Source organism: Pseudomonas sp. PDM21 (assembly GCF_014852505.2).
GTDB lineage: Bacteria > Pseudomonadota > Gammaproteobacteria > Pseudomonadales > Pseudomonadaceae > Pseudomonas.
Window position 1 is genome coordinate 716,710 of sequence record NZ_CM181223.1, and the last position, 24,390, is coordinate 741,099.

At 66.6% G+C, this 24,390-nt stretch carries 28 protein-coding genes; 23 read left to right on the forward strand and 5 right to left on the reverse strand.

All coding sequences use genetic code 11. The annotated features are described in order from the left end of the window. Positions 1-74 precede the first annotated feature (74 nt). The 9 genes from ribH (at position 75) to IB275_RS03560 (ending at position 5,936) form a co-directional block, all read left to right on the forward strand. Positions 75-551 carry a 6,7-dimethyl-8-ribityllumazine synthase gene (ribH, locus tag IB275_RS03520; protein ID WP_081517125.1) on the forward strand — a complete coding sequence of 159 codons (477 nt, stop codon included), beginning with the start codon at positions 75-77 and terminating at the stop codon, positions 549-551. Next, positions 548-1,030, forward strand: coding sequence for a transcription antitermination factor NusB (nusB, locus tag IB275_RS03525; RefSeq protein ID WP_192290529.1), 483 nt, complete (start codon positions 548-550; stop codon positions 1,028-1,030). Before ribH ends, nusB begins: the two co-directional genes overlap by 4 nt. Positions 1,031-1,033: 3 nt before the next feature. Further along, on the forward strand, positions 1,034-1,993 hold the full coding sequence (gene thiL / locus IB275_RS03530) for a thiamine-phosphate kinase (protein WP_192290528.1): 960 nt from the start codon (positions 1,034-1,036) through the stop codon (positions 1,991-1,993). A 2-nt stretch (positions 1,994-1,995) separates the two neighbouring features. After that, positions 1,996-2,511 (forward strand): phosphatidylglycerophosphatase A family protein, encoded by a 516-nt coding sequence (locus IB275_RS03535; protein WP_081517128.1) that lies wholly within the window; start codon positions 1,996-1,998, stop codon positions 2,509-2,511. A gap of 9 nt (positions 2,512-2,520) precedes the next feature. Then, entirely contained in the window at positions 2,521-3,306 is a 786-nt protein-coding gene (locus IB275_RS03540) for a substrate-binding periplasmic protein (RefSeq protein WP_192290526.1), read from the forward strand. A gap of 5 nt (positions 3,307-3,311) precedes the next feature. After that, positions 3,312-3,956: a retropepsin-like aspartic protease family protein gene (locus IB275_RS03545; RefSeq protein WP_192290524.1), complete on the forward strand. Its 645-nt coding sequence runs from the start codon at positions 3,312-3,314 to the stop codon at positions 3,954-3,956. A 137-nt stretch (positions 3,957-4,093) separates the two neighbouring features. Then, complete coding sequence (gene ribA / locus IB275_RS03550) at positions 4,094-4,723, forward strand: GTP cyclohydrolase II (RefSeq protein ID WP_081517131.1); 630 nt, start codon at positions 4,094-4,096, stop codon at positions 4,721-4,723. Beyond that, positions 4,720-5,136 (forward strand): MFS transporter, encoded by a 417-nt coding sequence (locus IB275_RS03555; RefSeq protein WP_192290522.1) that lies wholly within the window; start codon positions 4,720-4,722, stop codon positions 5,134-5,136. The genes ribA and IB275_RS03555 overlap by 4 nt, the downstream gene beginning before the upstream one ends. Beyond that, positions 5,136-5,936, forward strand: coding sequence for a cobalamin-binding protein (locus IB275_RS03560; protein ID WP_192290520.1), 801 nt, complete (start codon positions 5,136-5,138; stop codon positions 5,934-5,936). The genes IB275_RS03555 and IB275_RS03560 overlap by 1 nt, the downstream gene beginning before the upstream one ends. A 61-nt stretch (positions 5,937-5,997) precedes the next feature. Here the strand turns inward: IB275_RS03560 and IB275_RS03565 are convergent, their stop codons facing one another. Both IB275_RS03565 and IB275_RS03570 read right to left on the reverse strand, forming a co-directional pair. Then, positions 5,998-7,011, reverse strand: a complete 1,014-nt coding sequence (locus tag IB275_RS03565; protein ID WP_192290518.1) for a zinc-binding alcohol dehydrogenase family protein — start codon at positions 7,009-7,011, stop codon at positions 5,998-6,000. Between the two features lie 25 nt (positions 7,012-7,036). Further along, a complete protein-coding gene (locus tag IB275_RS03570) occupies positions 7,037-7,324 on the reverse strand; it encodes a putative quinol monooxygenase (RefSeq protein WP_017521835.1) in 288 nt (95 codons plus the stop codon). Between the two features lie 103 nt (positions 7,325-7,427). Here IB275_RS03570 and IB275_RS03575 point away from each other — a divergent pair, with 103 nt between their 5' ends. After that, complete coding sequence (locus IB275_RS03575; protein ID WP_192290516.1) at positions 7,428-8,342, forward strand: LysR family transcriptional regulator; 915 nt, start codon at positions 7,428-7,430, stop codon at positions 8,340-8,342. A 7-nt stretch (positions 8,343-8,349) separates the two neighbouring features. On the opposite strand, the gene IB275_RS03580 is transcribed toward IB275_RS03575, so the two are convergent. Further along, positions 8,350-9,666 carry a bifunctional DedA family/phosphatase PAP2 family protein gene (locus IB275_RS03580; protein WP_192290514.1) on the reverse strand — a complete coding sequence of 439 codons (1,317 nt, stop codon included), beginning with the start codon at positions 9,664-9,666 and terminating at the stop codon, positions 8,350-8,352. Next, entirely contained in the window at positions 9,663-10,382 is a 720-nt protein-coding gene (locus tag IB275_RS03585) for a DNA-3-methyladenine glycosylase (protein WP_192290512.1), read from the reverse strand. Before IB275_RS03585 ends, IB275_RS03580 begins: the two co-directional genes overlap by 4 nt. Positions 10,383-10,445: 63 nt before the next feature. Between IB275_RS03585 and IB275_RS03590 the strand changes: the two genes are divergently transcribed. Continuing rightward, entirely contained in the window at positions 10,446-11,300 is an 855-nt protein-coding gene (locus IB275_RS03590; RefSeq protein ID WP_192290510.1) for a class I SAM-dependent methyltransferase, read from the forward strand. 215 nt (positions 11,301-11,515) lie between these two features. Here the strand turns inward: IB275_RS03590 and IB275_RS03595 are convergent, their stop codons facing one another. Then, positions 11,516-12,742 carry an alpha/beta fold hydrolase gene (locus IB275_RS03595; RefSeq protein ID WP_192290508.1) on the reverse strand — a complete coding sequence of 409 codons (1,227 nt, stop codon included), beginning with the start codon at positions 12,740-12,742 and terminating at the stop codon, positions 11,516-11,518. Between the two features lie 299 nt (positions 12,743-13,041). Here IB275_RS03595 and IB275_RS03600 point away from each other — a divergent pair, with 299 nt between their 5' ends. From IB275_RS03600 to lipA, 12 genes are all read left to right on the forward strand, one after another. Further along, entirely contained in the window at positions 13,042-14,307 is a 1,266-nt protein-coding gene (locus tag IB275_RS03600; protein ID WP_192290506.1) for a glutamate-5-semialdehyde dehydrogenase, read from the forward strand. Further along, a complete protein-coding gene (gene nadD / locus IB275_RS03605) occupies positions 14,307-14,963 on the forward strand; it encodes a nicotinate-nucleotide adenylyltransferase (protein ID WP_192290504.1) in 657 nt (218 codons plus the stop codon). The genes IB275_RS03600 and nadD overlap by 1 nt, the downstream gene beginning before the upstream one ends. A gap of 19 nt (positions 14,964-14,982) precedes the next feature. Then, entirely contained in the window at positions 14,983-15,336 is a 354-nt protein-coding gene (rsfS, locus tag IB275_RS03610) for a ribosome silencing factor (protein ID WP_045215138.1), read from the forward strand. 7 nt (positions 15,337-15,343) lie between these two features. Further along, positions 15,344-15,811, forward strand: coding sequence for a 23S rRNA (pseudouridine(1915)-N(3))-methyltransferase RlmH (gene rlmH / locus IB275_RS03615; protein ID WP_015475414.1), 468 nt, complete (start codon positions 15,344-15,346; stop codon positions 15,809-15,811). A gap of 15 nt (positions 15,812-15,826) precedes the next feature. Beyond that, the gene (gene mrdA / locus IB275_RS03620; RefSeq protein WP_192224564.1) at positions 15,827-17,716 is read left to right on the forward strand and encodes a penicillin-binding protein 2; all 1,890 of its coding nucleotides are present in this window, start codon (positions 15,827-15,829) and stop codon (positions 17,714-17,716) included. Between the two features lie 44 nt (positions 17,717-17,760). After that, complete coding sequence (rodA, locus tag IB275_RS03625) at positions 17,761-18,864, forward strand: rod shape-determining protein RodA (protein WP_138216950.1); 1,104 nt, start codon at positions 17,761-17,763, stop codon at positions 18,862-18,864. Between the two features lie 8 nt (positions 18,865-18,872). Further along, positions 18,873-19,895, forward strand: coding sequence for a lytic murein transglycosylase B (gene mltB, locus IB275_RS03630; protein WP_138216917.1), 1,023 nt, complete (start codon positions 18,873-18,875; stop codon positions 19,893-19,895). Next, the gene (locus IB275_RS03635; protein WP_192290502.1) at positions 19,892-20,914 is read left to right on the forward strand and encodes a septal ring lytic transglycosylase RlpA family protein; all 1,023 of its coding nucleotides are present in this window, start codon (positions 19,892-19,894) and stop codon (positions 20,912-20,914) included. Before mltB ends, IB275_RS03635 begins: the two co-directional genes overlap by 4 nt. Before the next feature lie 98 nt (positions 20,915-21,012). Beyond that, positions 21,013-22,170 (forward strand): D-alanyl-D-alanine carboxypeptidase family protein, encoded by a 1,158-nt coding sequence (locus IB275_RS03640; RefSeq protein ID WP_138216919.1) that lies wholly within the window; start codon positions 21,013-21,015, stop codon positions 22,168-22,170. A gap of 190 nt (positions 22,171-22,360) precedes the next feature. After that, positions 22,361-22,660, forward strand: coding sequence for a DUF493 domain-containing protein (locus tag IB275_RS03645; protein ID WP_045215124.1), 300 nt, complete (start codon positions 22,361-22,363; stop codon positions 22,658-22,660). Then, entirely contained in the window at positions 22,660-23,313 is a 654-nt protein-coding gene (lipB, locus tag IB275_RS03650) for a lipoyl(octanoyl) transferase LipB (RefSeq protein WP_192290500.1), read from the forward strand. The genes IB275_RS03645 and lipB overlap by 1 nt, the downstream gene beginning before the upstream one ends. Continuing rightward, entirely contained in the window at positions 23,310-24,305 is a 996-nt protein-coding gene (gene lipA / locus IB275_RS03655) for a lipoyl synthase (RefSeq protein WP_192290498.1), read from the forward strand. The genes lipB and lipA overlap by 4 nt, the downstream gene beginning before the upstream one ends. Positions 24,306-24,390: the final 85 nt, after the last annotated feature.

Here is a 24,390-nt window from a genome sequence, read left to right on the forward strand (position 1 = left end):
GGCGGTGCCGTTCTTCTACCCTATTTGCGGAGCGCCACAGTGACGCTCCGGCTCTTTAACAGTGAGACTTGCCCATGACCCTGAAGACCATCGAAGGTACCTTCATCGCCCCCAAAGGCCGCTTCGCCCTGGTGGTTGGCCGCTTCAACAGCTTCGTGGTGGAAAGCCTGGTGGAAGGCGCTATCGACGCGCTGGTGCGCCACGGCGTCGCCCAGAGCGAAATCACCGTGATCCGTGCTCCGGGCGCCTTCGAAATCCCGCTGGTGGCGCAGAAAGTCGCCCAGCGCGGCGAGTTCGACGCCATCATCGCCCTCGGCGCGGTGATCCGTGGCGGCACCCCGCACTTCGAGTACGTTGCTGGTGAGTGCACCAAGGGTCTGGCGCAGGTTTCCCTGCAGTTCGGCGTGCCGGTTGCCTTCGGCGTGCTGACGGTCGACTCCATCGAACAAGCCATTGAGCGCTCCGGCACCAAGGCCGGCAACAAAGGCGCCGAAGCTGCCCTGTCCGCCCTGGAAATGGTGAGCCTGCTGTCGCAGCTGGAGGCCAAGTGAGCACCCAGGACGGCAACAACGCCCCGGCAAAGCCCGCCAAGCCGAACAAGATCGCCATGCGCCGCAAGGCCCGCAGCCTCGCGGTGCAGGCCCTGTACTCCTGGCAGATGGCTGGCCAGCCGCTCAACGAGATCGAGGCGACCTTCCGTACCGACAACGATTTCAGTGATGTCGACGGCGCCTACTTCCACGAGGTCCTGCACGGCGTACCGCGCCTGAAGACCGATCTGGACGAGGCGTTCACTCCCTGCCTGGACCGTGCGCTGGAAGAGATCGACCCGGTGGAGCTGGCCATCCTGCGCCTGGCCACCTACGAGCTGCGCAATCGCCTGGACGTGCCGTACAAGGTCGTCATCAACGAAGGTATCGAGCTGGCCAAGACCTTCGGCGCTACCGACGGACACAAGTTCGTCAACGGCGTGCTGGACAAGCTCGCTCCGCGTCTGCGCGCCGCCGAACTGCGTGGCGCCAAGCGCTGAGGCATGGGTGAGTTCGAGCTGATCCGTCGCTACTTCGCCTCGGCCGCGTGTGCGGCCGGCGGCGAGGCAGTGGCATTGGGGATCGGCGACGACTGCGCGCTCCTCGCGCCCAGGGCCGGCGAACAGCTGGCGATCTCCACCGACACCCTGGTCGTCGGCGTGCATTTTCCCGCCGTCTGCGATCCCTTCCTGCTCGGCCAGCGTGCCCTGGCGGTGTCCGCCAGCGACCTGGCGGCCATGGGCGCCGCGCCCATCGGCTTCACCCTTGCCCTGACCCTGCCCGAGGCCGACCCGGCCTGGCTGGAAGGTTTCGCCCGTGGCCTGAACCAGAAGGCGCAGGAATGCGCGCTGGTGCTGATCGGCGGCGACACCACCCGTGGCCCGCTGGCGATGACCGTCACCGTATTCGGCGGCGTGCCCGCCGGGCAGGCGCTGACCCGCGCCGGTGCGCGGCCGGGCGACCTGCTGTGTGTCGGTGGGCCGTTGGGCGAGGCGGGTGGGGCGTTGCCGCTGGTATTGGGCGAGATGACCGCCGAGCCGTCCGTCGCTGAACCGCTGCTGGCGCGTTACTGGTCGCCACAGCCGCAGCTGGATTTCGGCCAGGCGCTGCGTGGCAAGGCCACGGCGGCGCTGGATATTTCCGACGGGCTGCTCGCCGACTGCGGCCACATCGCCCGCGCTTCCGGCGTGGCGCTTATCGTTGAAGCCGACAGACTGCCCCAGAGCCCCGCGCTTGAAGCCCTGCTGGGCGCCGAGCGTGCGCAGCAGCTCAAGCTGGGCGCCGGTGACGACTACGTGCTCGCCTTCACCCTGCCTGCCGAGCATCTGCCTGCACTTTCGGCGAACTGGCCGGCCCTGCGCGTGGTCGGTAGGGTGGAAGCCGGTTCGGGCGTGCGCGTGCTCGATGGCGCTGGTGCCGATATCACGCCGCATCAGGGCGGCTACCTGCATTTCATGGAGTGACCGTGACAGAACACCCCAACCAGGCCCCGGCCCAACCCGTACCCCATTCGGTATGGAGCAATCCCTGGCACTTCCTGGCCTTCGGCTTCGGCTCGGGCACCCTGCCCAAGGCGCCGGGCACCTGGGGTTCGCTGGTTGCGCTACCCTTCATACCACTCTGGCAGATGCTGCCGGACTGGGGTTACTGGCTGATGCTGGGCGTCACCATGCTGTTCGGCTTCTGGCTGTGCGGCAAGGTTGCCGACGACCTGCGCGTGCACGATCACGAAGGCATCGTCTGGGACGAGATGGTCGGCATGTGGATCACCCTCTGGCTGGTGCCGGAAGGCTGGTGGTGGCTGCTGGTCGGTTTCGTGGTGTTCCGCATCGTCGACATTTCCAAGCCCTGGCCGATCAGCTGGATCGACCGTAACGTCCATGGCGGCGTCGGCATCATGCTCGATGACGTGCTGGCCGGCGTTTTCGCCTGGCTGGTGATGCAAGGCCTGACATGGGGTTGGGCCCACTGGCTGATCTGAGGAAGATCGATGCGCCGACTGCTGTGCCTGCTCCTCTGCCTGTGCTGGCTGCCGGCGATTTCCCTGGCGTCGGCCCTGGCCGCTGACAATACAACCAAAGCGCCTGCCGGGCTGCCCGCGGAAGTCCGGGTGGTCAGTGAAGTCTGGGTCAACTACAGCCAGGCCGACGGCCGTGGCCTGGCCTGGGATCTGCTGCGGGCCATCTACGAGCCCGAAGGCGTGCGCCTGAGCCTGCGCAGCGAGCCCTACGTGCGCTCGGTCGGGCTGGTGCAGCGCGGCGAGGCAGACGCCTGGGTCGGCTCCTACCGAAACGAAATCGATCACATCATCTATCCACACTGGCCCTATGACGTCGATCCCATCGGCGCGCTGGGCCTGAAGACTTCTCCCCAGCCGACCCTGGCCACGCTCGACCGCTACCGCCTGGCGTGGATGCGCGGCTATGCGTTCGACCGCTACCTGGACCACCTCAAACAGCGCAACGAGCTGCAACGGCGCAGCTCTGCCCTGCCGATGCTCGATGGCCACCGCATCGACTACTTCATCGACGCGCGGCCCGAGCTGGAAGAGATGATCGAGGCCAGGGGCGTTGATGCCAGCGTCTACCACATCACCGATGTCGGTTCGATTCCGCTGTATCTTGGCTTCGCCAACAATGACCGTGGGCGGGCATTGGCGAAACTCTATGATTCACGCATGCAGGTGCTCTACCGCAGCGGCGAGCTGGAACGCATCTTCGCCCGCTGGCACTGGCCCTACGCCCCGCTGAAACCGCTGCTGCCGCCCAAGGAGTGACTGCCATGCGCCTGTCCGTCCTGATCTGCCTGTCCCTCTGTTCCTTCGCTGCTCTGGCAGCGCCACAAGTGCAGGTGGTGGGGCTGTTCCCCGGCGCGGCGGTGCTCAGCATCGACGGCCAGCGCAAGCTGGTGAAGGTCGGCCAGACCGGCCCGGAAGGCGTGCAGGTGGTCAGTGCCGACAGCCACAAGGCGGTTCTGCGCGTGGGCGGCGTCGAGCAGACTTATGAGTTGAGCCGCGAGTACAACACGGCCGGCTATGCCGCGCCGGCCGCGCACGCCGAGACCAGCATCGCCCGCGGTACCGGCGGTCATTACTGGGTCGCCGGCACGATCAACAACCAGAATGCGCAGTTCCTGGTGGATACCGGCGCGACTTCGATCGCCATGAACGAAGGTCAGGCCCGGCGCCTGGGACTGGATTACCGTGCCGGCGGTACGCCGATGATGGCCTCCACCGCCAGCGGCACGGCCAAGGGCTGGCGGGTGACCCTCAACAGCGTGAAGCTCGGCGGCGTCGAGGTGCTGGGGGTCGAGGCGGTGGTGCTCGAGGGCGATTTTCCCACCGACATCCTGCTGGGCATGAGCTATCTCAACCGCGTCGGCTGGCGGGAAGACCAGGGCATGATGTACATCCAGGCCAAGCACTGAGCCGCTAGTCTGCAGTCCCCGTGACTTCTATCAAAAGCATCGATGCTTATCTTGCAGAATTCGCAATGACGGTGCAGCCGGCGCAGCTGTTACAATCCCGGTCCTCCTTCCTTAGATAAATCTTTCAGGAGTTTCCGGTGTCTGTCGTTTTCGTCGCCGCCTCCAAGCTGCCCACTCCCTTCGGCGAATTCACCATGCATGGCTTCCTCGACGAGGAAACCGGCAAGGAACACGTCGCCCTGACCATGGGCAAGCTCGACGACGGCCAGCCGGCGCTGGGGCGTCTGCATTCCGAATGCCTCACCGGCGATGCGCTGTTCAGTCTGCGCTGCGACTGCGGTTTCCAGCTCGAGGGCGCGTTGTCGGCCATCGCCAAGGAAGGCCGCGGCGTCCTGCTGTACCTGCGTCAGGAAGGCCGTGGCATTGGCCTGCTCAACAAGATCCGCGCCTACGCCTTGCAGGACGAAGGTGCCGATACCGTTGAAGCCAACCTGGCCCTGGGCTTCGGCGCCGACCAGCGTGACTACGCCATGTGCCTGCCGATGCTCAAGCACCTGGGCGTCTGCTCGCTGCGGCTGATGACCAACAACCCGCGCAAGGTGAAGGCGCTGGAAGGTTACGGCCTGACCGTTGCCGAGCGCGTGCCGCTGCAGAAGGGCCTGAACCCGCACAACAAGCGTTACCTGCAGACCAAGGCAGGCAAGCTGGGCCACATGCTGGGCAACATGCATCAGGGCGAAGCCGAGGCCGAGGCATCCGCTTCGTGAATCGCGCCGCTGCCCGGCGCCGGCTGAATCTGCTCTGGTGGTTGCTGCTGGCGCTCGCGCTGGCGCCGCAGCACCTGATGCTGGCGCTGGTGGGTGATGCGCCCGGGCCGGAATCGCTGGCCACGCCGGTGTTCGTCGTCGGCCTGCTGTCGATGTTCCTTACCCTGCCGCTGTTCCGCCGCTACAAGCATGCGCTGATTGCCACTGGCAAGGCCCGCGATGGCGCGGATGAACCCGCCGCCTGGCAGGCGCTGGGCGCCGCGCAGCGCCGTGGCGCGCTGGTCGGCAGCCTGCCGGGCTGGATCGGCGCCCTGGCGGTGCTGGTCGACCTGCATGGCGTGCCCGTCCTGCTGCTGGGCTTCGCCAGCCTGGTCATCCTCTGGCTGTACCGTCTGCCGCGCCAACTGGCCTGATGCGCCGTTTACTCTGCCTGCTCCTGCTGCTTGCCGGCCTGCCGGTTGCGGCGGCGGAGCGGGTGGTGAGCCTCGCGCCTTCCCTCACCGACATGGTCCTCGAACTGGGCGCCGGCGACCGGCTGGCCGGCCTGCTCGATGGCGGGCCGCGCCCGGAATCCCTGAAAGACCTGCCTTCCGTCGGCCGCTATGGTCAGGTCAACCTCGAACAGATTCTTGCCCTGCAGCCTGACCTGCTGCTGGTCTGGCCTGGCGCCGTGCCCGAAGCGCAGCTGCAACGCCTGACGTCCGTGGGCATCCCGGTCTATGTGGCCGATCCGCACCGTCTGGAGGATATCGCCCGGCAGTTCCGCGAGCTGGGCGAGCGACTGGGGCGAGCGGAGAAGGGGCGAGAACTGGCGCAAGCCTTCGAGGCGCGCATGGCGCAGCTGCGGACGCAGTACCACCGCGCGCCGCCGCTCAAGGTGTTCTATCAGGTGTGGGACCGTCCGCTTTATACCGTCGGTGGTCGGCAGATCATCAGCGAGGCGCTGGAAGTCTGCGGGGGCCGTAACCTGTTCGCCGATCTAGACCTGCCCGCGCCGCAGGTTGGCCGGGAAGCCGTGCTGGCGCGCGATCCGCAGGTGATCGTGGCGGCCAGCGAGGACCAGCTGCGTAGCTGGACTGGCATGCAGCAACTCAGCGCCACGCGGCTCAGGCAGCTCTGGGTGGTGCCGGATCGCAACCTGGAGAAGCCGAGCTTTGCGATGCTCGACGCCACCGAGAAGCTCTGTCGGTTGCTGTCCAAGGCGAAAGAGTAACCCTGTAGGAGCGGGCCATGCCCGCGATCGCCCATGGGGCGCTCCTACAGGGAGCCGCAGGTCAGAACCCTTCCAGCACGATCTTGCCCTTGGCCGTGTTGCTTTCCAGCAGCGCGTGGGCGCGGCGCAGGTTGGCGGCGTCGATCCTGCCGAAGTGCTCGCCCAGGGTGGTCTTCAGCACGCCGCTGTCGATCAGCCCGGCCACTCGCTGCAGCAGCTTGTGCTGCTCGATCATGTCGTCGGTCTGGAACATCGAGCGGGTGTACATGAACTCCCAGTGCAGCGACAGGCTCTTCTGCTTGAGCAGGCGCACGTCGAGGTTCAGCGGGTCGTCGATCAGCGCCAGGCGGCCCTGCGGGCGCAGGCTGGCGACGATCTCGGCGAGGTGCTCCTCGGTCTGGTTGAGGCTGGCCACGTGGGTGACTTCGCCGACGCCGATGCGCTTGAGTTCTTCGCTCAGCGGCTTGCGGTGATCGATCACGTGGTGCGCGCCGAGGTTGCGCACCCATTCCTGGGTTTCCGGACGCGAAGCGGTGCCGATCACGGTCATGCCGGTGAGCTGGCGCGCCAGCTGGGTGAGGATCGAGCCGACACCGCCGGCGGCGCCGACGATCAACAGGCTCTGTCCGGCGCTGGCCTTGCCTTCGGCCACCTGCAGGCGGTCGAAGAGCAGTTCCCAGGCGGTGATGGTGGTCAGCGGCAGTGCGGCGGCGTGGGCGAAGTCCAGGCTCTGCGGCATCGGGCCGACGATGCGCTCGTCCACCAGCTGCAGCTCGGCGTTGCTGCCGGGGCGGGTCAGGTCGCCGGCGTACCAGACCTTGTCGCCCGGCTTGAACAGGCTGACCTCACTGCCCACCGCGCGAACCACGCCAGCGGCGTCCCAGCCCAGCACCTTGTACTGGCCTTCGGCGGGCTGGGCGCGCTGGCGCACCTTGGTGTCCACCGGGTTGACGGAGATGGCGCGCACTTCCACCAGCAGGTCGCGCGGGCCGGGCGTGGGCTCGGGCAGCTGGATGTCGAGCAGGGAATTGGCGTCGGTGCTGGGCAGGCTCTGGGTGTAGCCGATGGCTTTCATGGGAATTCCTATGCGTTCGAGGCGATCAGTCGATGCGGTTCATCAGGCGGATATCGAGTTCCGCCAGGTCGGGTTCGGCGGCCTTCACGAAGGCCTGGAAGTGCGGGCTGGCCTCGTGCTCGGCCAGGGCCTCCTCATCGCGCCACTGCTCGATCATGTAGATCAGCTCGGCGTCCTTGATGTCGCGGTGCAGGTCGTATTGCAGGCAACCGGCCTCGGCGCGGGAAGGCGCGAGCATGCCGTGCAGGCGTTCCTGCAGGCTGTCGGCGCGGCCGGGTTTGGCGCGAATGATGGCGATCAGGGTCAGGCTCATCCGGGTATCTCCAGTGGGGCGGGGAAGGTGAGGGCATGCTGCTCTCTTTCGTTGGGAAGAAAAACCGCGTAAGTAGAGAGTCTCTTTCAAAGGATTTTTGAAAATGCTGCGTTTCGACGACCTGCAGATCTTCGTCCGCACCGCCGAGCGGGGCAGCCTCTCGGCCGCCGCCCGTGAGCTGGAGCTGTCACCGGCGGTGGCCAGCGCGGCGCTCAAACGCCTGGAAAGCGAGCTGGATGTGCGCCTGTTCGCCCGTTCTACCCGCAGCCTGCGTCTGACTGCCGAGGGCGAGCTGTACCTGGCCCACGCTCGTGCCGCGCTGCAAAGCCTGGACGACGGCCGCCAGCTGCTGGCCGGCGGCAAGAGCGAGATTGCCGGCAACTTCCAGGTCTCGGCGCCGTCGGACTTCGGCCGCAACGTGTTGCTCCCCTGGCTCGACGAATTCCAGGCGCTGCACCCGCGAATGAACCTGCGTCTGCTGATCAGCGACCGCCAGGCCGATCTCTACCGGCAACCGGTGGACGTGGCCTTCCGTCTCGGCCAGCCGGGTGATTCCAACCTGGTGGCGCTGCCGCTGGCCCCGGACAATCGCCGCGTGCTCTGTGCCGCTCCCGAGTATTTCGCACGCCACGGCAAGCCGACGCACCCGGACGAGCTGCACCGGCACAATTGCCTGCTCTACATGCTGGGAGGACGCGCCCATGAGCGCTGGAGCTTCAGCGACAGCCGCAAGCAGCATGTGGTGGCGGTGCGCGGCGACCGCCTTTGCGACGATGCCGATGTGGTACGGCGCTGGGCTGTGGCGGGGCAGGGGGTGGTCTACAAGTCCTGGCTGGACGTCGCGGCTGACGTGCAGGCCGGCAGGCTGGAGGTGGCGCTGGCAGATTACCTGGGCGAGGCCACGCCGATGAACCTGTTCTGTACCCACCGCGCCCAGCTCAGCCGGGCGGTGACCCAGCTGCGCGAGTTCGTCCAGTGGCGTTGCACCGAGTTGATGCGCGAGCGCCCCTGGGCCTGACGCGGGATCAGAGCGGCGTGTAGCGGTGGATCGCCGCGGACAGGCCCCAGGCGCTGGCCACCGCCAGCAGCACCATGGCGGTCGGCAGCAGGCTCCACCAGATGCGTGGCGCCAGGGCCGGCAGCTCGCTGCGGAGCTGGCTTATCCACAGGCTGGCGGCGCATACCGAGGCGCCGAGCAGGGCGCCGGCAATGATGTCGCTGGGCCAGTGGGCGCCCAGGTACACGCGCGACAGCGCGATGCTGGCGGCAGGGATCACTGCCAGCAGCATCCAGGTCAGGCGTACGCGTGGGGACTTCTCGCGGCTGGCCAGCACGCCAAGCACCAGGAAGAAGGCGAAGGAGGCCGAGCTGTGCCCGCTGGGCATGCTGAAGGCGGACAGCGGGTCGGCGATCACTTCGGGGCGCGCGCGGCTGAACAGGTGCTTGAGGGTGGTGTTGAGCAGGGCGGTGCCGACCATGGTGCCGGCGGCGAAGAACGCGTGGCGCCATAGTCGCAGCGCGGCCAGCAGCACCGCCAGCAAAGCGCCGGCGATGAACTGGGTGCGGAAGTCGCCGACGCGGGTGACGGCCACCATCACATCGTCCAGCCAGGCGTGGCGGTGTTCCTGTACCAGCGCCATCAGGCCCTTGTCCAAAGCATCGAGGTGCGGCCAGCCGATCAGCATGGCGATCAGCAGCGCGAAACAGCCGGCTGCGCCGATCAGCGCAGCCTTGCGCTCCTTGCGCAGCTCGGCGTGGATGATTAGGGTCAGCACCGCGGCGACGCAGGCGGCGACCACCCCGGCCTGCGGCCAGAAGCCCTCGGGCAGCGGCAGGCGCATGGCCGCGCCGGTGGCCCAGCCGGGCACCAGGTAGGCGATCGACCAGCCGGCGGCGGCCACGATGGAGACTGCCAGGAAGCGCCCGAACGGCATGTCGAGCATGCCGGCGATCATCGGCAGGAACGGCCGCAGCGCCCCGATGAAACGGCCCACCAGCAGGCTGGCGACACCGTAGCGGTGGAAGAAGCCTTCGGCGGCCGCCATCCATTCCGGATGGTGGCGCAGCACCGGTAGGCGGCGGATGTCCTGATGGAAGTGGCGGCCGATCCAGTAGGACGACATATCACCCAGCAAGCCGCCGAAGAACGCCAGCGCCAGGGTTTCCCACAGCCCGAGGGCGCCGCTGCCGGCCAGCACGGCGATGGCGAAGAGCATCACCACGCCGGGCAGGATGATGCCGATGACGGCGGCGCATTCGAGGAAGGCGACCAGGAACAGGACCAGGGCGAGCCATTGCGGATGGGTGGCCATCCAGGTGTTGAAGGCGGCGAGATCGATCATCGGAAGGTGGCGTCCTGGGTTCCGAGCAAGTGGTAGTCATGGCCTTCGACCTGCCCGCGGCGCAAAGGGTTGCGCGTGCAGAAGCTGGCGAAGGCGGCATCGACGAAGCGGTATTGCAGGTGTTCGTCGCGGCCGTGGGGAATGCCCAGGCGCGCGGTCTGGATGACCAGCGAGGGCTGCTCGCCGAGGTCGTCGACGAACAGGCGCTGCGGGTCGAAACGCTGGGCGTCCCAGTCCGGCACCTTCAGGTCCATGGAGCGGCAGAGCAGGGTCTGGCCGGAGCACAGCTTGCCCAGCGCGCGCTCGCTGCCGTCAGCGGCGGGGTTGAGCCGGCGCATGCAGGCCAGGGCGGCGTCGCCGGAAATGCGATCGAGCCAGGGGTGGCCGGACTTGATCAGCACCGCATTGCCCGCACCGCCGGCGCTGAAGTTCAGCGAGTCGCCGCCGCGGGCGTAATACATGTAGATGTGCCCGCCATCGAGGAACAGCGCCTTGCGCTTCTCGGTGTAGCCCAGCGAGGCGTGGCTGCCTTTCTCGGCCAGGTAATAGGCTTCGGTCTCGATGATCCGCGCGGATAGCCACAGCTCGCCGACCCGGTGGCGGATCACCTTGCCCAGCAGCTCGCGGGCGACGGTGAGGGCGTCGCGGTTGAAGAAGGCGTCCGGCAGCGGATTCGCATCGGGCCAGGGCAAACTTAGGTTGGGTTCGGCGGGCATCGGATTGTCGCGGTTCTCGGGCCGGTCTTAGGCTGGGGGATCATAACAACAAGATTCTTAAGCATGGCTGAACGGATCCGGGCCGACAGCGCCCACATCACCCCCAGCGCGCACTACACCGGTTACGTCTGGTATCGCCACCAACTGGCCGATCCGGCCTTCGCCACGGCGTTCGGCCGCTGGGTGCACGGCTGTGTGGCGCCGATCAACTGGGGGGCGCGGATCGGCTTCGGGCTGAATATCGAAGACTTCCTGTTACAACGTCACCTGCTGATCGATGCCCGGCTGACCCAGGCCATCGAATTGCGCGGCGTTACCCAGGTGGTGGAGATCGCCTGCGGGCTTTCGCCCCGTGGCCGGCGCTTCCGCGAACGCTATCCCCAGCTGACTTACATTGAAGCCGACCTGCCGCCGATGGCGGCACGCAAGTCTGCGCTGCTGCAGGAACAGGGCTGGCTGGACGGCAAGCACCGCGTGCGGGCCGTGGATATCCTCGCCGAACAGGGCGAGCAAAGCCTGGCGGCTCTGTTCTCCGAGCTGGACCGCGACCGCCCGGTGACGGTGATTACCGAGGGTCTGGTGAACTACTTTCAGCGCCCGGTGATCGAGGGCTTCTGGCGCCGTCTGGCGGCCGCCCTGCGGGTGTTCCCGGACGCGACCTACCTGACCGAACTGTATCCCGACCTGCGCGAACATCCGCGCTACCGGCAGATCCGCTGGGGCGTCGGGCTGATCGGCCGGCTGACCCGTGGCGGCTATCCGCTGCATTACCGCAGTGCCGGCGAGATCGAGCAGGCGTTCAACGGCTGCGGGTTCGGCCGGGTGGCTGTCCTCGATCCGCAGGTGGATGGCGCGGGGCTGGGGTTGCCCAAGGGGCGGATGCCGAGTCTGGTGCGGGTGATCGAGGCGCGGGTTTAGTTCCTAGGCTCGCGAACAGTGCCAATGCAGGTCGACGGTGTCAGCGCGTTTCCCTCACCCCAGCCCTCTCCCAAAGGGAGAGGGAGCCGATCATGCCGGCTGATACTGCCGTTTCGCCTCACGCCGAACAGTCCCCTCTCCCCTTGGGAGAGGGTTAGGGTGAGGGGAATGCCTGAGCGCCGGGGCGCCCAGGGTTTCAACCAGCCAGCGGTCCTTCAAGCCGCACACGCTCCCTGCTGCATCGGCACCACCATTGCCGCCAGCGCCGCGCTGGCCTGCGGGTCGCCGTGGGCGAAGATGAAGGCCAGGCCGTCGCCGCGGTAACGCAGCGGCAGGATATCCAGCTCCGGCAGGCCGGCGGCGGCCAGTTTCCAGCCGCGCGAAGGACGATCGGCCGGCAGCGCGACGCGGATCAGTCCGCCGAAATACCCCAGCTCCGCCAGCTCGCAGCGCCATTCGCCACCTTCCCCGTTGCGCAGCACGGCGCGCGTGTCGGTCGGCGCCAGGCGCGGTTCGAAGCGGCGTTCCAGGTGCAGCAGCTGCTGGCGCTGGAAGCGTGTGCTGCCGGCGGCGCTGCGCGGCAGTGCTTCACCGCGCAAGAACGGGTTGTACAGCCGCGCGCAGGCGTCGCGGCGCTCGAACTGGGCCAGGTGGTCGGCGTTGTGGATCAGCGCGAACTCGGCGTCCGCGCAGGCGTGGGCAAATTCGGCATGCTCCCAGGGCTGGGTGAAGTGGTCGTACTCGCCGGCCAACACCAGGGTCGGGCACTGCGGGTGGCGGTCGAAGCCGCCGAAGGCCAGCAGGCGCTGGCTGTTCTGCCGGTAGCGCTCGATCTCCGCCGGGGTCAGACGCTGCAGTTGGCGCAGCAGGGCCTTGCGGAATACCGGGGAAACGCCCGTATCGGCCAGGCGCAGCGGGTTGATCAGGCCGGTCAGCACGCCGTGGGCGAAAGGCGTCTGCTCGCCCAGTTCCAGGCGCGCCAGGGCCTCCACCAGCAGCGCGCGGGCGCCGGGGCGGCCGAAGGCGGTGATGCCGGCCAGCAGCAGGCGGCCGCAGCGCGCCGGGTGGCGGGCGGCGAACAGCGCGGCTAGCGCCGAGCCGTAGGACAGCCCGATGGGCATCAGCGGCGGCAACTGCAGGGTTTGTGCAAAGGCGGCGATCAGGTCGGCCAGGTCCTCCAGGCTCAGCTCTGGCGCCAGTTGCAGGTTGCCGCCCTGGCTGGGCAGGTCGAGCAGGATCACCGGGTGCCCGGCGAGCAGCTCCGAGACCTCGCTGGCGAAGGAGCGGAAGCTCTGGAACGCGCCGCCCAGCAGAAGGACCGGCGGGCGGGTGTCATCCTCCCGTGAAGAGAAGGCCTGGTAGTGCAGTTGCCAACCGTCCAGTTCCAGCACCGCCGGGGCGGTGGTCAGGGACTGGGCGCTGTAATCGGTGCGATAGCGCATGGCAGTTCTCCGGCGGTGGACCGCCTCTTGTTGTTCTTCCCTGGCGTGCCTCCCTGGCAATGCGAACGCTGCGGGGGCAATGAGCCATGCTTGCAAAGTAACCAGCCGATACGAATTTGTTTACCCAACCTTCGGGCGGCAGGGAGGGGTGGGGAGTGTCGGATGTAACCGGCGGGCGGGGGATGACGGGCGCTGGCGTTACGCGAAGCGCGTCGCTGACCGGCCGGCTGCTGTGGCTGGCCGCTGAGGGGGCGCTCCCGCTATACTTGCGCATTTCCCTCACGCAGACGCGTTAGATCATGACCGAGTCCGTTCTCGACTATATGAGCCGCCTGGGCCGCGCCGCCCGTGAAGCGTCGCGCGTTGTCGCGCGCGCCACGACCGCGCAGAAGAACCAAGCCCTGCTGGCCGCAGCCGATGCCCTGGACGCCGCCCGCGCCCAGCTGACCGAAGCCAACGAACAGGATCTGGCCAATGGCCGTGCCAACGGTCTGGAGCCCGCCATGCTCGACCGCCTGGCCCTGACGCCGGCGCGCATCGACGACATGATCGAAGGCCTGCGCCAGGTCGCCACGCTGCCGGACCCTATCGGCGAGATCCGCGACATGCGCTACGTGCCGTCCGGCATCCAGCTGGGCAAGATGCGCGTGCCCCTGGGCGTGGTGGGGATCATCTACGAATCCCGTCCGAACGTGACCATCGACGCCGCCAGCCTGTGCCTGAAGTCCGGCAACGCGACCATCCTGCGTGGTGGTTCCGAAGCGATCCACTCCAACCAGGCGATCGCTGCGTGCATCCAGACCGGCCTGGCCGCCGCCGGCCTGCCGGCCAGCGCCGTGCAGGTGGTGGAAACCACCGACCGCGCCGCTGTCGGCGCGCTGATCACCATGCCCGAGTACGTCGACGTCATCGTTCCGCGTGGCGGCAAGGGCCTGATCGAGCGCATCAGCCGTGACGCCAAGGTCCCGGTGATCAAGCACCTGGACGGTATCTGCCACGTCTACATCGACATCGCCGCCGACCTGGACAAGGCAATCCGTGTCGCCGACAACTCGAAGACCCAGCGCTACGCGCCGTGCAACACCATGGAGACGCTGCTGGTTCACGCCGGCATCGCCGACCGCGTGCTGCCGCCGCTGGCCGCCATCTACCGTGACAAGGGCGTGGAACTGCGCGGCGATGCCGCCACCCGCGCGCTGCTGGGCGCCGACGTACTGGAAGCCACCGAGGAAGACTGGCGCACCGAGTACAACGCGCCGATCCTGTCGATCCGCATCGTCGACGGCCTCGATGCGGCCATCGAGCACATCAACACCTACGGCTCGCAGCACACCGACGCGATCATCACCGAGAACTTCACCGATGCCCGCCGCTTCCTCACCGAAGTGGACTCGGCCTCGGTCATGGTCAACGCCTCGACCCGCTTCGCCGATGGCTTCGAATACGGCCTGGGCGCGGAGATCGGCATTTCCACCGACAAGCTGCACGCCCGCGGCCCGGTCGGCCTGGAAGGCCTGACCAGCGAGAAATACGTGGTGTTCGGCGACGGACACGTGCGGACCTGATGAACAAGGCGCGTTCCCGTCGGGTCGGTCTGTTCGGTGGCACCTTCGACCCGGTGCACATCGGTCACCTGCGCAGTGCGCTGGAGATGGCCGAGCAGTTCGACTTCGACGAGTTGCGCCTGATCCCCAACTTCCGCCCGCCGCACCGCGACACCCCCCAGGTGAAACCGGAGCAGCGGCTGGCGATGGTCGAGCTGGCGGTAGCCGGCGTGACCCCGCTGGTGGTCGATGACCGCGAGCTGAAGCGTGACAAACCCTCCTACACCATCGACACCCTGGAGTCGCTGCGTGGGGAGCTGGATGAGCGGGACCAGTTGTTCCTGCTGGTCGGCTGGGACGCATTTTGCGGCCTGCCGACCTGGCATCGCTGGGAAGAGTTGCTGGAGCACTGTCATATCGTCGTGCTGCAGCGCCCGGATGCCGACAGCGAGCCGCCGGAAGACCTGCGCGACCTGCTGGCGGCGCGCAGTGTTGCCGACCCGAAGGCGATGACCGGCCCGGCCGGGCAGATCACCTTCGTCTGGCAGACGCCGCTGGCAGTATCCGCCACCCAGATCCGCCAACTCCTGTCGCAGGGGCGCTCGGTGCGCTACCTGGTGCCGGATGCGGTATTGAACTATATCGAGGCGCACGGCCTGTACCAGGCGTCTCACTGATCAAGCTAGAGAGTCATACATGCAAACCGAACAACTGGTCGAACTGACCATCGCCGCCCTGGAAGATCTCAAGGCGCAGGACATCACCGTCATCGACGTGCGCGAGAAGACCAGCATCACCGACGTCATGGTCATCGCCACCGGCGCCTCCAGCCGTCAGGTCAAGTCGCTGGCCGACAACGTCCTGGAAAAGGTCAAGGAACAGGGCGTGCGCCCGATCGGCAGCGAAGGCCAGGAAGGCGGCGAGTGGGTCCTGATCGACCTCGCCAACGTCGTGGTCCATGTCATGCAGCCGGCCACCCGCCAGTTCTACGACCTGGAACGCCTGTGGCAGGGCGCCGAGCAGAGCCGCGCTCACCACAGCGCCGAGTAAGCCTGCCGTGCGTCTGCGTCTGATCGCGGTCGGCTCGCGCATGCCGCGCTGGGTGGAAGAGGGCTGGGCGGAGTACGTCAAGCGCCTGCCCTCGGAGCTGTCCCTGGAACTGGTGGAAATCCCGCTCAACACGCGTGGCAAGAATGCCGACGTGGCGCGGCTGATCCGCCAGGAAGGCGAGGCCATGCTGAGCAAGGTCCAGCCGGGGGAACGCATCGTCACCCTGGAAGTCGAAGGCAAGCCCTGGAGCACCCCCCAGCTGGCGCAGGAGCTTGACCGCTGGCGCCTGGACGCGCGCACTGTCAACCTCATGGTCGGTGGGCCGGAAGGCCTGGCGCCGGAGGTCTGCGCGCGCAGCGAGCAGCGCTGGTCGCTGTCGCCGCTGACCCTGCCGCACCCACTGGTGCGGATTCTGGTCGGCGAGCAGATCTACCGCGCCTGGACGGTTTTGTCCGGGCACCCCTACCACAAGTAGTCGTAGCCGTTTTCGATGCCGCAGCCGATACAGCTCAAGGACCACGAGAAGGACGCCCGTCTGGTCCGCGCCCGCGTCATCGTCGGCGGGGTGGCGATCTTCCTGCTCGCCCTGGTGTTGGTGGCGCGCATGTATCACCTGCAGGTGACGCAGTACGACTACCACTCGACGCTGTCGGAGAACAACCGCGTCCACGTGCAGCCGATTCCGCCCAATCGCGGGCTGATCTTCGACCGCAACGGGGTGATCATCGCCGACAACCGCCCCAGCTTCAGCCTGACCATCACCCGCGAGCGCACCGAGAACCTGCAGGAGACGCTCAAGACCCTGGTGGAGATCCTCGGCCTCACCGAGGAAGACAAGGCTATCTTCGAGAAGCGCATGAAACAGGGGCGCCGGCCGTTCGAGCCGGTGCCGATCATGTTCGAGCTGTCCGAGGAGCAGATCGCCCGCATCGCGGTTAACCAGTACCGCCTCAACGGCGTCGACGTGGCTGCGCAGTTCGTTCGCCATTACCCGCTGGGCGAGCACTTCGCCCACTCGGTCGGCTATGTCGGGCGGATCAACGAGGCGGAACTGAAGAAGCTCGACCCGGTGGCCTATTCGGGCACCCACCACATCGGCAAGACCGGCGTGGAAAAATTCTATGAGGACGCGCTGCACGGCACAGTTGGCTACGAGGAAGTCGAGACCAACGCCCGTGGTCGCGTCCTGCGCGTGCTCAAGCGCACCGAGCCGGTCTCCGGCCGTGACATCGTGCTGAGCATCGACAGCAAGCTGCAGGCTGCCGCGGAAACCGCACTGGCCGGCCGGCGCGGCGCCATCGTGGCGATCCAGCCGTCCACCGGCGAAGTGCTGGCCATGGTCAGCCAGCCCGCCTACGACCCCAACCTGTTCGTCACCGGCATCAGCTTCAAGGACTATGCGGCCCTGCGCGATTCCGAGGACCGCCCGTTGTACAACCGCGTGCTGCGCGGCCTGTACCCGCCGGGCTCGACGGTAAAACCGGCGGTGGCCATCGCCGGCCTCGATGCAGGCGTCGTGACGCCCTCCAGCCGAGTGTTCGACCCCGGCTATTACCAACTGCCGAACTACGACCACAAGTACCGCAACTGGAACCGCATGGGCGACGGCTGGGTGACCCTGGAGACCGCGATCATGCGCTCCAACGACACCTACTTCTACGACCTCGCGCATAAGCTGGGGATCGATCGCCTGCACGACTACATGAGCGAGTTCGGCTTCGGCCAGCGGGTCGCCCTGGACATGTACGGCGAAGCGGAAGGCCTGATGCCGTCGCGCCAGTGGAAGCGCGCGCTGCGCCGACAGGCCTGGTTCCCCGGCGAAACCCTGATTCTCGGCATCGGCCAGGGCTACATGCAGGCCACGCCGCTGCAGCTGGCGCAGATGACCGCGCTGCTGGCCAACAAGGGCAAATGGATTCGTCCGCACCTGGCCAAGACCATCGACGGCAAGCCGCCGGTCGACGAGGACCCGATGCCGGATATCAAACTCAAGGACCCGAACAACTGGAACCTTGTGGACTACGGCATGCAGCAGGTAGTCCATGGGGCTCGCGGCACCGCGCACAAGGTCGGCGCCACGTCCGTCTACCGCATCGCCGGCAAGTCCGGTACCGCGCAGGTCGTCGCGATCAAGCAGGGCGAGAAGTACAACCGCTCCAAGCTGCTCGAGCGCCACCGCGACCATGCCTTGTTCGTCGGTTTCGCTCCGGCGGACAACCCGCAGATAGCCGTGGCCGTGATGGTGGAGAACGGTGAGTCCGGCTCCGGCGTTGCCGCCCCCGTACTGAAGGCCGTGACCGACGCCTGGTTGCTCGACGAGACCGGCAAGCTCAAGGCCGAATACGCACCGCAGACCACGGCGGAGGCGCCCAAACCATGACCATGAACGGAAATTTCGACCGCACACTGTCCAGCGAAGACGTGATGAAGCGGCGCTCCAGCCTGCTGCAGCGCCTGCACATTGACGGCCTGCTGCTCCTGCTGCTGGTGACCCTGGGCTCGGTCGGCCTGTTCGTCCTGTATTCCGCCAGCGGCAAGAGCTGGGACCTGCTGATCAAGCAGGCCTCGTCGTTCGGCCTGGGCCTGGGCGCGATGTTCGTGCTGGCGCAGATCGAGCCGCGCTTCCTCGCCCGCTGGGTGCCGCTGGGCTACCTGATCGGCGTGGCGCTGCTGGTGGTGGTGGACGTGATGGGTCACAACGCCATGGGCGCGACCCGCTGGATCAACATTCCCGGGGTGATCCGCTTCCAGCCGGCGGAATTCATGAAGCTGCTGATGCCCATGACGATCGCCTGGTACCTGTCCAAGCGCTCGTTGCCGCCGGGTTTCAAGCACAGCGTGGTGGGCCTGGCGCTGATCGTCGTGCCCTTCGTGCTGATCCTCAAGCAGCCGGACCTGGGCACCGCCATGCTGGTGCTGGCGTCCGGCTCCTTCGTGCTGTTCGTCGGCGGGCTGCGCTGGCGCTGGATCATCATGGCTGTATCGGCTGCGGTGCCGGTCGCCGTGGGCATGTGGTACTTCGTCATGCACGACTACCAGAAGCAGCGCGTACTGACCTTCCTCGACCCGGAAAGCGATCCGCTGGGCACCGGCTGGAACATCATCCAGTCCAAAGCGGCCATCGGTTCCGGCGGCGTCTTCGGCAAGGGCTGGCTGCTGGGCACTCAGTCCCATCTGGATTTTTTGCCCGAAAGCCACACGGACTTTATCATTGCCGTGCTCGGCGAAGAGTTCGGTCTGGTCGGGGTGTGCCTCCTGCTGGTGCTGTACCTGCTGGTGATCTACCGGGGGCTGGTGATCACGGCACAGGCGCAGACGCTGTTCGGCAAGCTGCTTGCCGGCAGTATCACCATGACCTTCTTCGTGTATGTGTTCGTCAACATTGGTATGGTCAGCGGACTGTTGCCAGTGGTGGGGGTACCGCTGCCCTTTATCAGTTATGGCGGAACTTCGCTGGTGACCCTGATGTCAGGGTTCGGCGTTTTGATGTCGATTCACACCCACCGGAAGTGGATCGCCCAGGTTTGATGACAAGAGTGAAGAAAGGAATGCAAGTACTGCGCGCCTGGGCTGCCAGGGGGGTGCATTGGGTCGGAATCGCGGGGGCGATCGGCATGTCCGGCGCCGCTGGCGCGGGCGACTACGATGGTTCGCCTCAGGTCGCCGAGTTCGTCAGCGAAATGACCCGTGACTACGGCTTCGCCGGCGAGCAGCTCATGGGCCTCTTCCACGACGTGGAGCGCAAGCAGTCCATCCTCGACGCCATCTCCCGCCCCGCCGAGCGGGTGAAGACCTGGAAGGAATACCGCCCGATCTTCGTCACCGACGCGCGCATCAACCGCGGCGTGGACTTCTGGAACCAGAATGCCGAGGCCCTGGCCCGCGCCGAGCAGGAATACGGCGTGCCGGCCCAGTACATCGTCTCCATCATCGGCGTGGAGACCTTCTTCGGCCGCAATACCGGCAACTTCAAGGTGATGGACGCGCTGTCCACCCTGGGCTTCGACTACCCGCCGCGCGCCGACTTCTTCCGCAAGGAGCTCAAGCAGTTCCTGCTGCTGGCCCGCGAACAGCAGGTCGACCCGCTCAGCCTGACCGGCTCCTACGCCGGCGCCATGGGCCTGCCACAGTTCATGCCGAGCAGCTTCCGCGCCTACGCCGTGGACTTCGACGGCGACGGCCACATCAATATCTGGAGCGACCCCACCGATGCCATCGGCAGCGTCGCCAACTACTTCAAGCAGCACGGCTGGCATACCGGCGAGCCGGTGGTGTCGCAGGCGGAAATCGGCACCTCCACCGCCGAAGACGCGCTCACCCAGGGCCTGGAACCGCAGATGAACCTTGGTCAGCTACGCTCTCAGGGCTGGCGAACCCATGACGTGATCCGCGACGACCTGATGGTGACCGCCATGCGCCTGGAAGGCGCACAGGGCACCGAATACTGGGTCGGGCTGCCGAACTTCTACGTGATAACCCGTTACAACCGCAGCGCCATGTACGCCATGGCGGTCCATCAGTTGGCCGGCGAGATCGCCAAGGCGCGAGGTGTCCATTGAGCAAGCGAATCGCAAGTCCCGGCCTCTGGTCGCTGGCCGCCTGCGTTGGCCTGAGCACCGTGTTCCTCGTCAGTTGCACCGGCAACCGTGCGCCCCAGCAGCAGCCGGTGGCCAGCAGCGGCATTTCCGGGCCTTATGACTACAACCGCCCGCACCGCGACGGCGCGCCCTGGTGGGACGTCGACGTCTCGCGCATCCCCGATGCCGTGCCGATGCCGCACAACGGGCCGTTCAAGAACAACCCCTACACCGTGCTGGGCAAGACCTACTACCCGCTGAACAACGCGAACACCTACAACGTGGTCGGCACCGCGTCCTGGTACGGCACCAAGTTCCATGGCCAGGCCACCGCCAACGGCGAGCAGTACGATCTTTACGGCATGACCGCTGCGCACAAGACCCTGCCGCTGCCGAGCTACGTCCGCGTGACCAACCTGGACAACGGCAAGAGCGTCATCGTCCGCGTCAACGACCGCGGCCCGTTCTATTCCGACCGGGTGATCGACCTGTCCTTCGCCGCCGCCAAGAAACTCGGCTATGCCGAGACCGGCACCGCCCACGTGAAGGTAGAGGGCATCGACCCCGACCGCTGGTGGGCCTCCCAGGGCAAGCAGCCGCCGATGATCATGGCCCTGCCGAAGATGGCCTCGCAGCCTGCCGCGCAGCCCCAGGCGGTCGCCATGGCCCAGCCCATCGAAACCTACACCCCGCCGCCGGCGCAACACGCCGCGCCTGTGGCGCCGGTCCAGATCGACTCAAAAAAAAACGCTTCATTACCAGCCGATGGCCTGTATCTCCAGGTGGGTGCCTTCGCCAACCCGGACGCTGCGGAGCTTCTCAAGGAGAAGGTCGGCGGCCTGACGGGGGCGAAATCCTTTATCAGCTCGGTCGTGGTCAACCAGCAGACCTTGTACCGAGTGCGCCTGGGACCGATCGGAACGCAGGATGAAGCAAGTCGGATGCAGGACAGCATCCGCGTGGCCAATCTAGGCCAACCCAAGCTCGTGCGCCTGGACTGAGATTCCACCGCACGTGCCGCAGCGGCCCGTCAGAGGTCGCAGCACCCGAGTTCCCCCCAAGGGGATTGTTTGACCATTAGTGAACCCCAGAGAGACGGATGAACATCTTCAACTTCGCCAAACGCCTGTCCTTGCTCGTGTTGTTCAGCGCCCCCGTGGCCAGCTGGGCAGCTGAAGTCGTTCCCGCCGCCCCGCAGCTCGCGGCCAAGGCCTGGGTGCTGATGGACGGCGCCAGCGGCAACATCCTGGTCGAGAACGCCGGTGACGAGCGCCTGCCGCCCGCCAGCCTGACCAAGCTGATGACCGCCTACATCGCCACCAAGGAAATCGAAGGCGGCCGCATCGCCGAATCCGACCTGGTCACCGTCAGCGAACACGCCTGGCGCACCGGCGGCTCGCGCATGTTCATCAAGGTCGGCTCCCAGGTTTCGGTGAGCGACCTGCTGCACGGCATCATCATCCAGTCGGGCAACGACGCCTCCGTCGCCCTGGCCGAGCACATCGCCGGCAGCGAAGACGCCTTCGCCGATATGATGAACACCACCGCGCAGAAGCTGGGCATGACCAATTCCCACTTCATGGACGCCACCGGCCTGCCCAACCCGGACCACTACTCGTCCGCCAAGGACATGGCCACCCTGGCCCGCGCCATCATCTACGGCGAGCCGACTCACTACGCCATCTACGCGCAGAAAGAGTTCTTCTGGAACAACATCAAGCAGCCCAACCGCAACCTGCTGCTGTGGCGCGACAAGACCGTCGACGGCCTGAAGACCGGCCACACCGACGAAGCCGGCTACTGCCTGGTGGCTTCCGCCGTGCGTGACGGCCAGCGCATGATCGCCGTGGTGTTCGGCACCAACAGCGAACAGGCTCGCGCCGCCGAAACCCAGAAGCTGCTGACCTACGGCTTCCGCTTCTTCGAAACCCAGACCTTCTACAAGAAGGGCGCCGAGCTGACCAAGGCCATGGTCTGGAAAGGCTCCGAGCACGAAGTCAAAGCCGGCCTGTCCGAAGACCTGACCATGACCGTGCCGCGCGGCCAGCTCAAGCAGCTGCAGGCCAACATGGTCGTCGAGCCGAACCTGATGGCGCCGATCCAGCAGGGCCAGGTCATCGGCAAGGTCGAAGTCAAGCTGAACGACAAGGTCGTCCGCACCGCCGACCTCGTCGCCCTCAACGCCGTGGAAGAAGGCGGCTTCTTCCGCCGTATCTGGGACAGCATCCGCCTGTTCTTCTTCGGTCTGTTCAACTGACCGCCCGTCCCGGTCTTGTACTTTTGTATACAAGACCGGGATTGACCCGCCCGCGCAGTCGCAAACTCGGGTAAAATGCCCGCCTGCGACTGCCTGGTCCCCCCGTGGCCCGGCGGCCGTCGTCCGATCCACCCGGAGCGCCCCCATCCCGGACGCTCATGCGGAGGCGGGCCACACGCCCGCGAGAGCCATGACTGATACTCCTGATTCCGTCGACACCAGCGAACAGCCCGCACCGAAGATCGAGTTCCCCTGCGAACGCTACCCGATCAAGGTCATCGGCGACGCCGGCGAAGGCTTCCCCGACCTGGTCGTCGAAGTCATCCAGCGTCACGCTCCGGACCTCGACATCACCACCCTGGTCACCCGCGACAGCCGCAACGGCCGTTTCCTGTCCGTGCAGGTGCTGATCACCGCCACCGGCGTCGACCAACTGCAGAACATCCATAAAGACCTGCGCGCCACCGGCCGCGTCCACATGGTGCTCTGATGGGCGAAACGCTGGGCTTTCGTGAGCTGGGGATCCTTCCTTACGAGCCGACCTGGCACGCCATGCAGCGCTTCACCGCCGAGCGCGAACCCGTCACGCCCGACGAAGTCTGGCTGCTCGAACACGAACGCGTGTTCACCCAGGGCCAGGCCGGCAAGGCCGAGCACGTGCTGTTCCCCGGCGACATCCCGGTCGTCCAGGTCGACCGCGGCGGCCAGGTGACCTACCACGGCCCCGGCCAGCTGGTCGCCTACCTGATGCTCGACGTGCGCCGCTCCGGCATTGGCGTGCGCGACCTGGTTTCGCGCATCGAGCAGAGCCTCATCGGCCTTCTCGACAGTTACGGCGTCACCGCTGTGTCCAAACCCGACGCTCCGGGCGTCTATGTGGACGGCGCGAAGATCGCATCTCTCGGCCTGCGCATCCGCAACGGCCGCTCCTTCCATGGCCTGGCCCTCAACGTGGACATGGACCTGGAACCCTTTCGACGCATCAATCCCTGCGGTTACGCAGGCATGGCCATGACCCAGCTGAGTCAGCTGGCCGGCCCCATCGCATTGGCCGAGGTGCGCGAGCGCCTGCGTGGCGAACTCGTCGAACGCCTTGGCTACGCGGCACAGAAGACCCTAACGGGCGGGATCGAACCTAGATGAGCACTGTTGTGGAGAATTCCGGCCAGGCCGCCCCGGCCGCCAAGCCGGGCAAGGTGGAAGTCGGCGTCAAGCTGCGCGGCGCAGAGAAGGTCGCGCGCATTCCGGTGAAGATCATCCCCACCGACGAACTGCCGAAGAAGCCCGACTGGATTCGCGTGCGCATCCCCGTTTCCCCCGAGGTCGACCGCATCAAGCAACTGCTGCGCAAGCACAAGCTGCACAGCGTCTGCGAAGAGGCCTCCTGCCCGAACCTGGGCGAGTGCTTCTCCGGCGGCACCGCGACCTTCATGATCATGGGCGACATCTGCACCCGTCGCTGCCCGTTCTGCGACGTCGGCCACGGCCGTCCGAAGCCGCTGGATGTCGATGAGCCGACCAACCTCGCCATCGCCATCGCCGACCTGCGTCTGAAGTACGTGGTGATCACCTCAGTGGACCGCGACGACCTGCGTGACGGCGGCGCCCAGCACTTCGCCGACTGCCTGCGCGAAATCCGCAAGCTGTCCCCCGGCGTACAACTGGAGACCCTGGTCCCGGACTACCGCGGCCGCATGGACATTGCCCTGGAAATCACCGCCAACGAGCCACCGGACGTGTTCAACCACAACCTGGAAACCGTGCCGCGCCTGTACAAGTCGTCTCGTCCGGGCTCCGACTTCGAGTGGTCGCTCGACCTGCTGCAGAAGTTCAAGCAGCTGGTCCCGCATGTACCGACCAAGTCTGGCCTGATGCTCGGCCTGGGCGAGACCGACGAGGAAGTCATCGAAGTCATGCACCGCATGCGCGAGCACGACATCGACATGCTGACCCTCGGCCAGTACCTGCAGCCCTCGCGCAACCACCTGCCGGTGCAGCGCTTCGTCCACCCGGACACCTTTGCCTGGTTTGCCGAAGAAGGCGAGAAAATGGGCTTCAAGAACGTCGCCTCCGGCCCGCTGGTGCGCTCCTCGTATCACGCCGACCAGCAGGCCCACGGCACCAAGATCGGTTGATCGCTCGCCGGATATCTCCGGCCGTCGCTGCTTGAAGAAAAGGCCGCCTCTCGCAAGAGAGGCGGCCTTTTTCGTTGCCGACCAC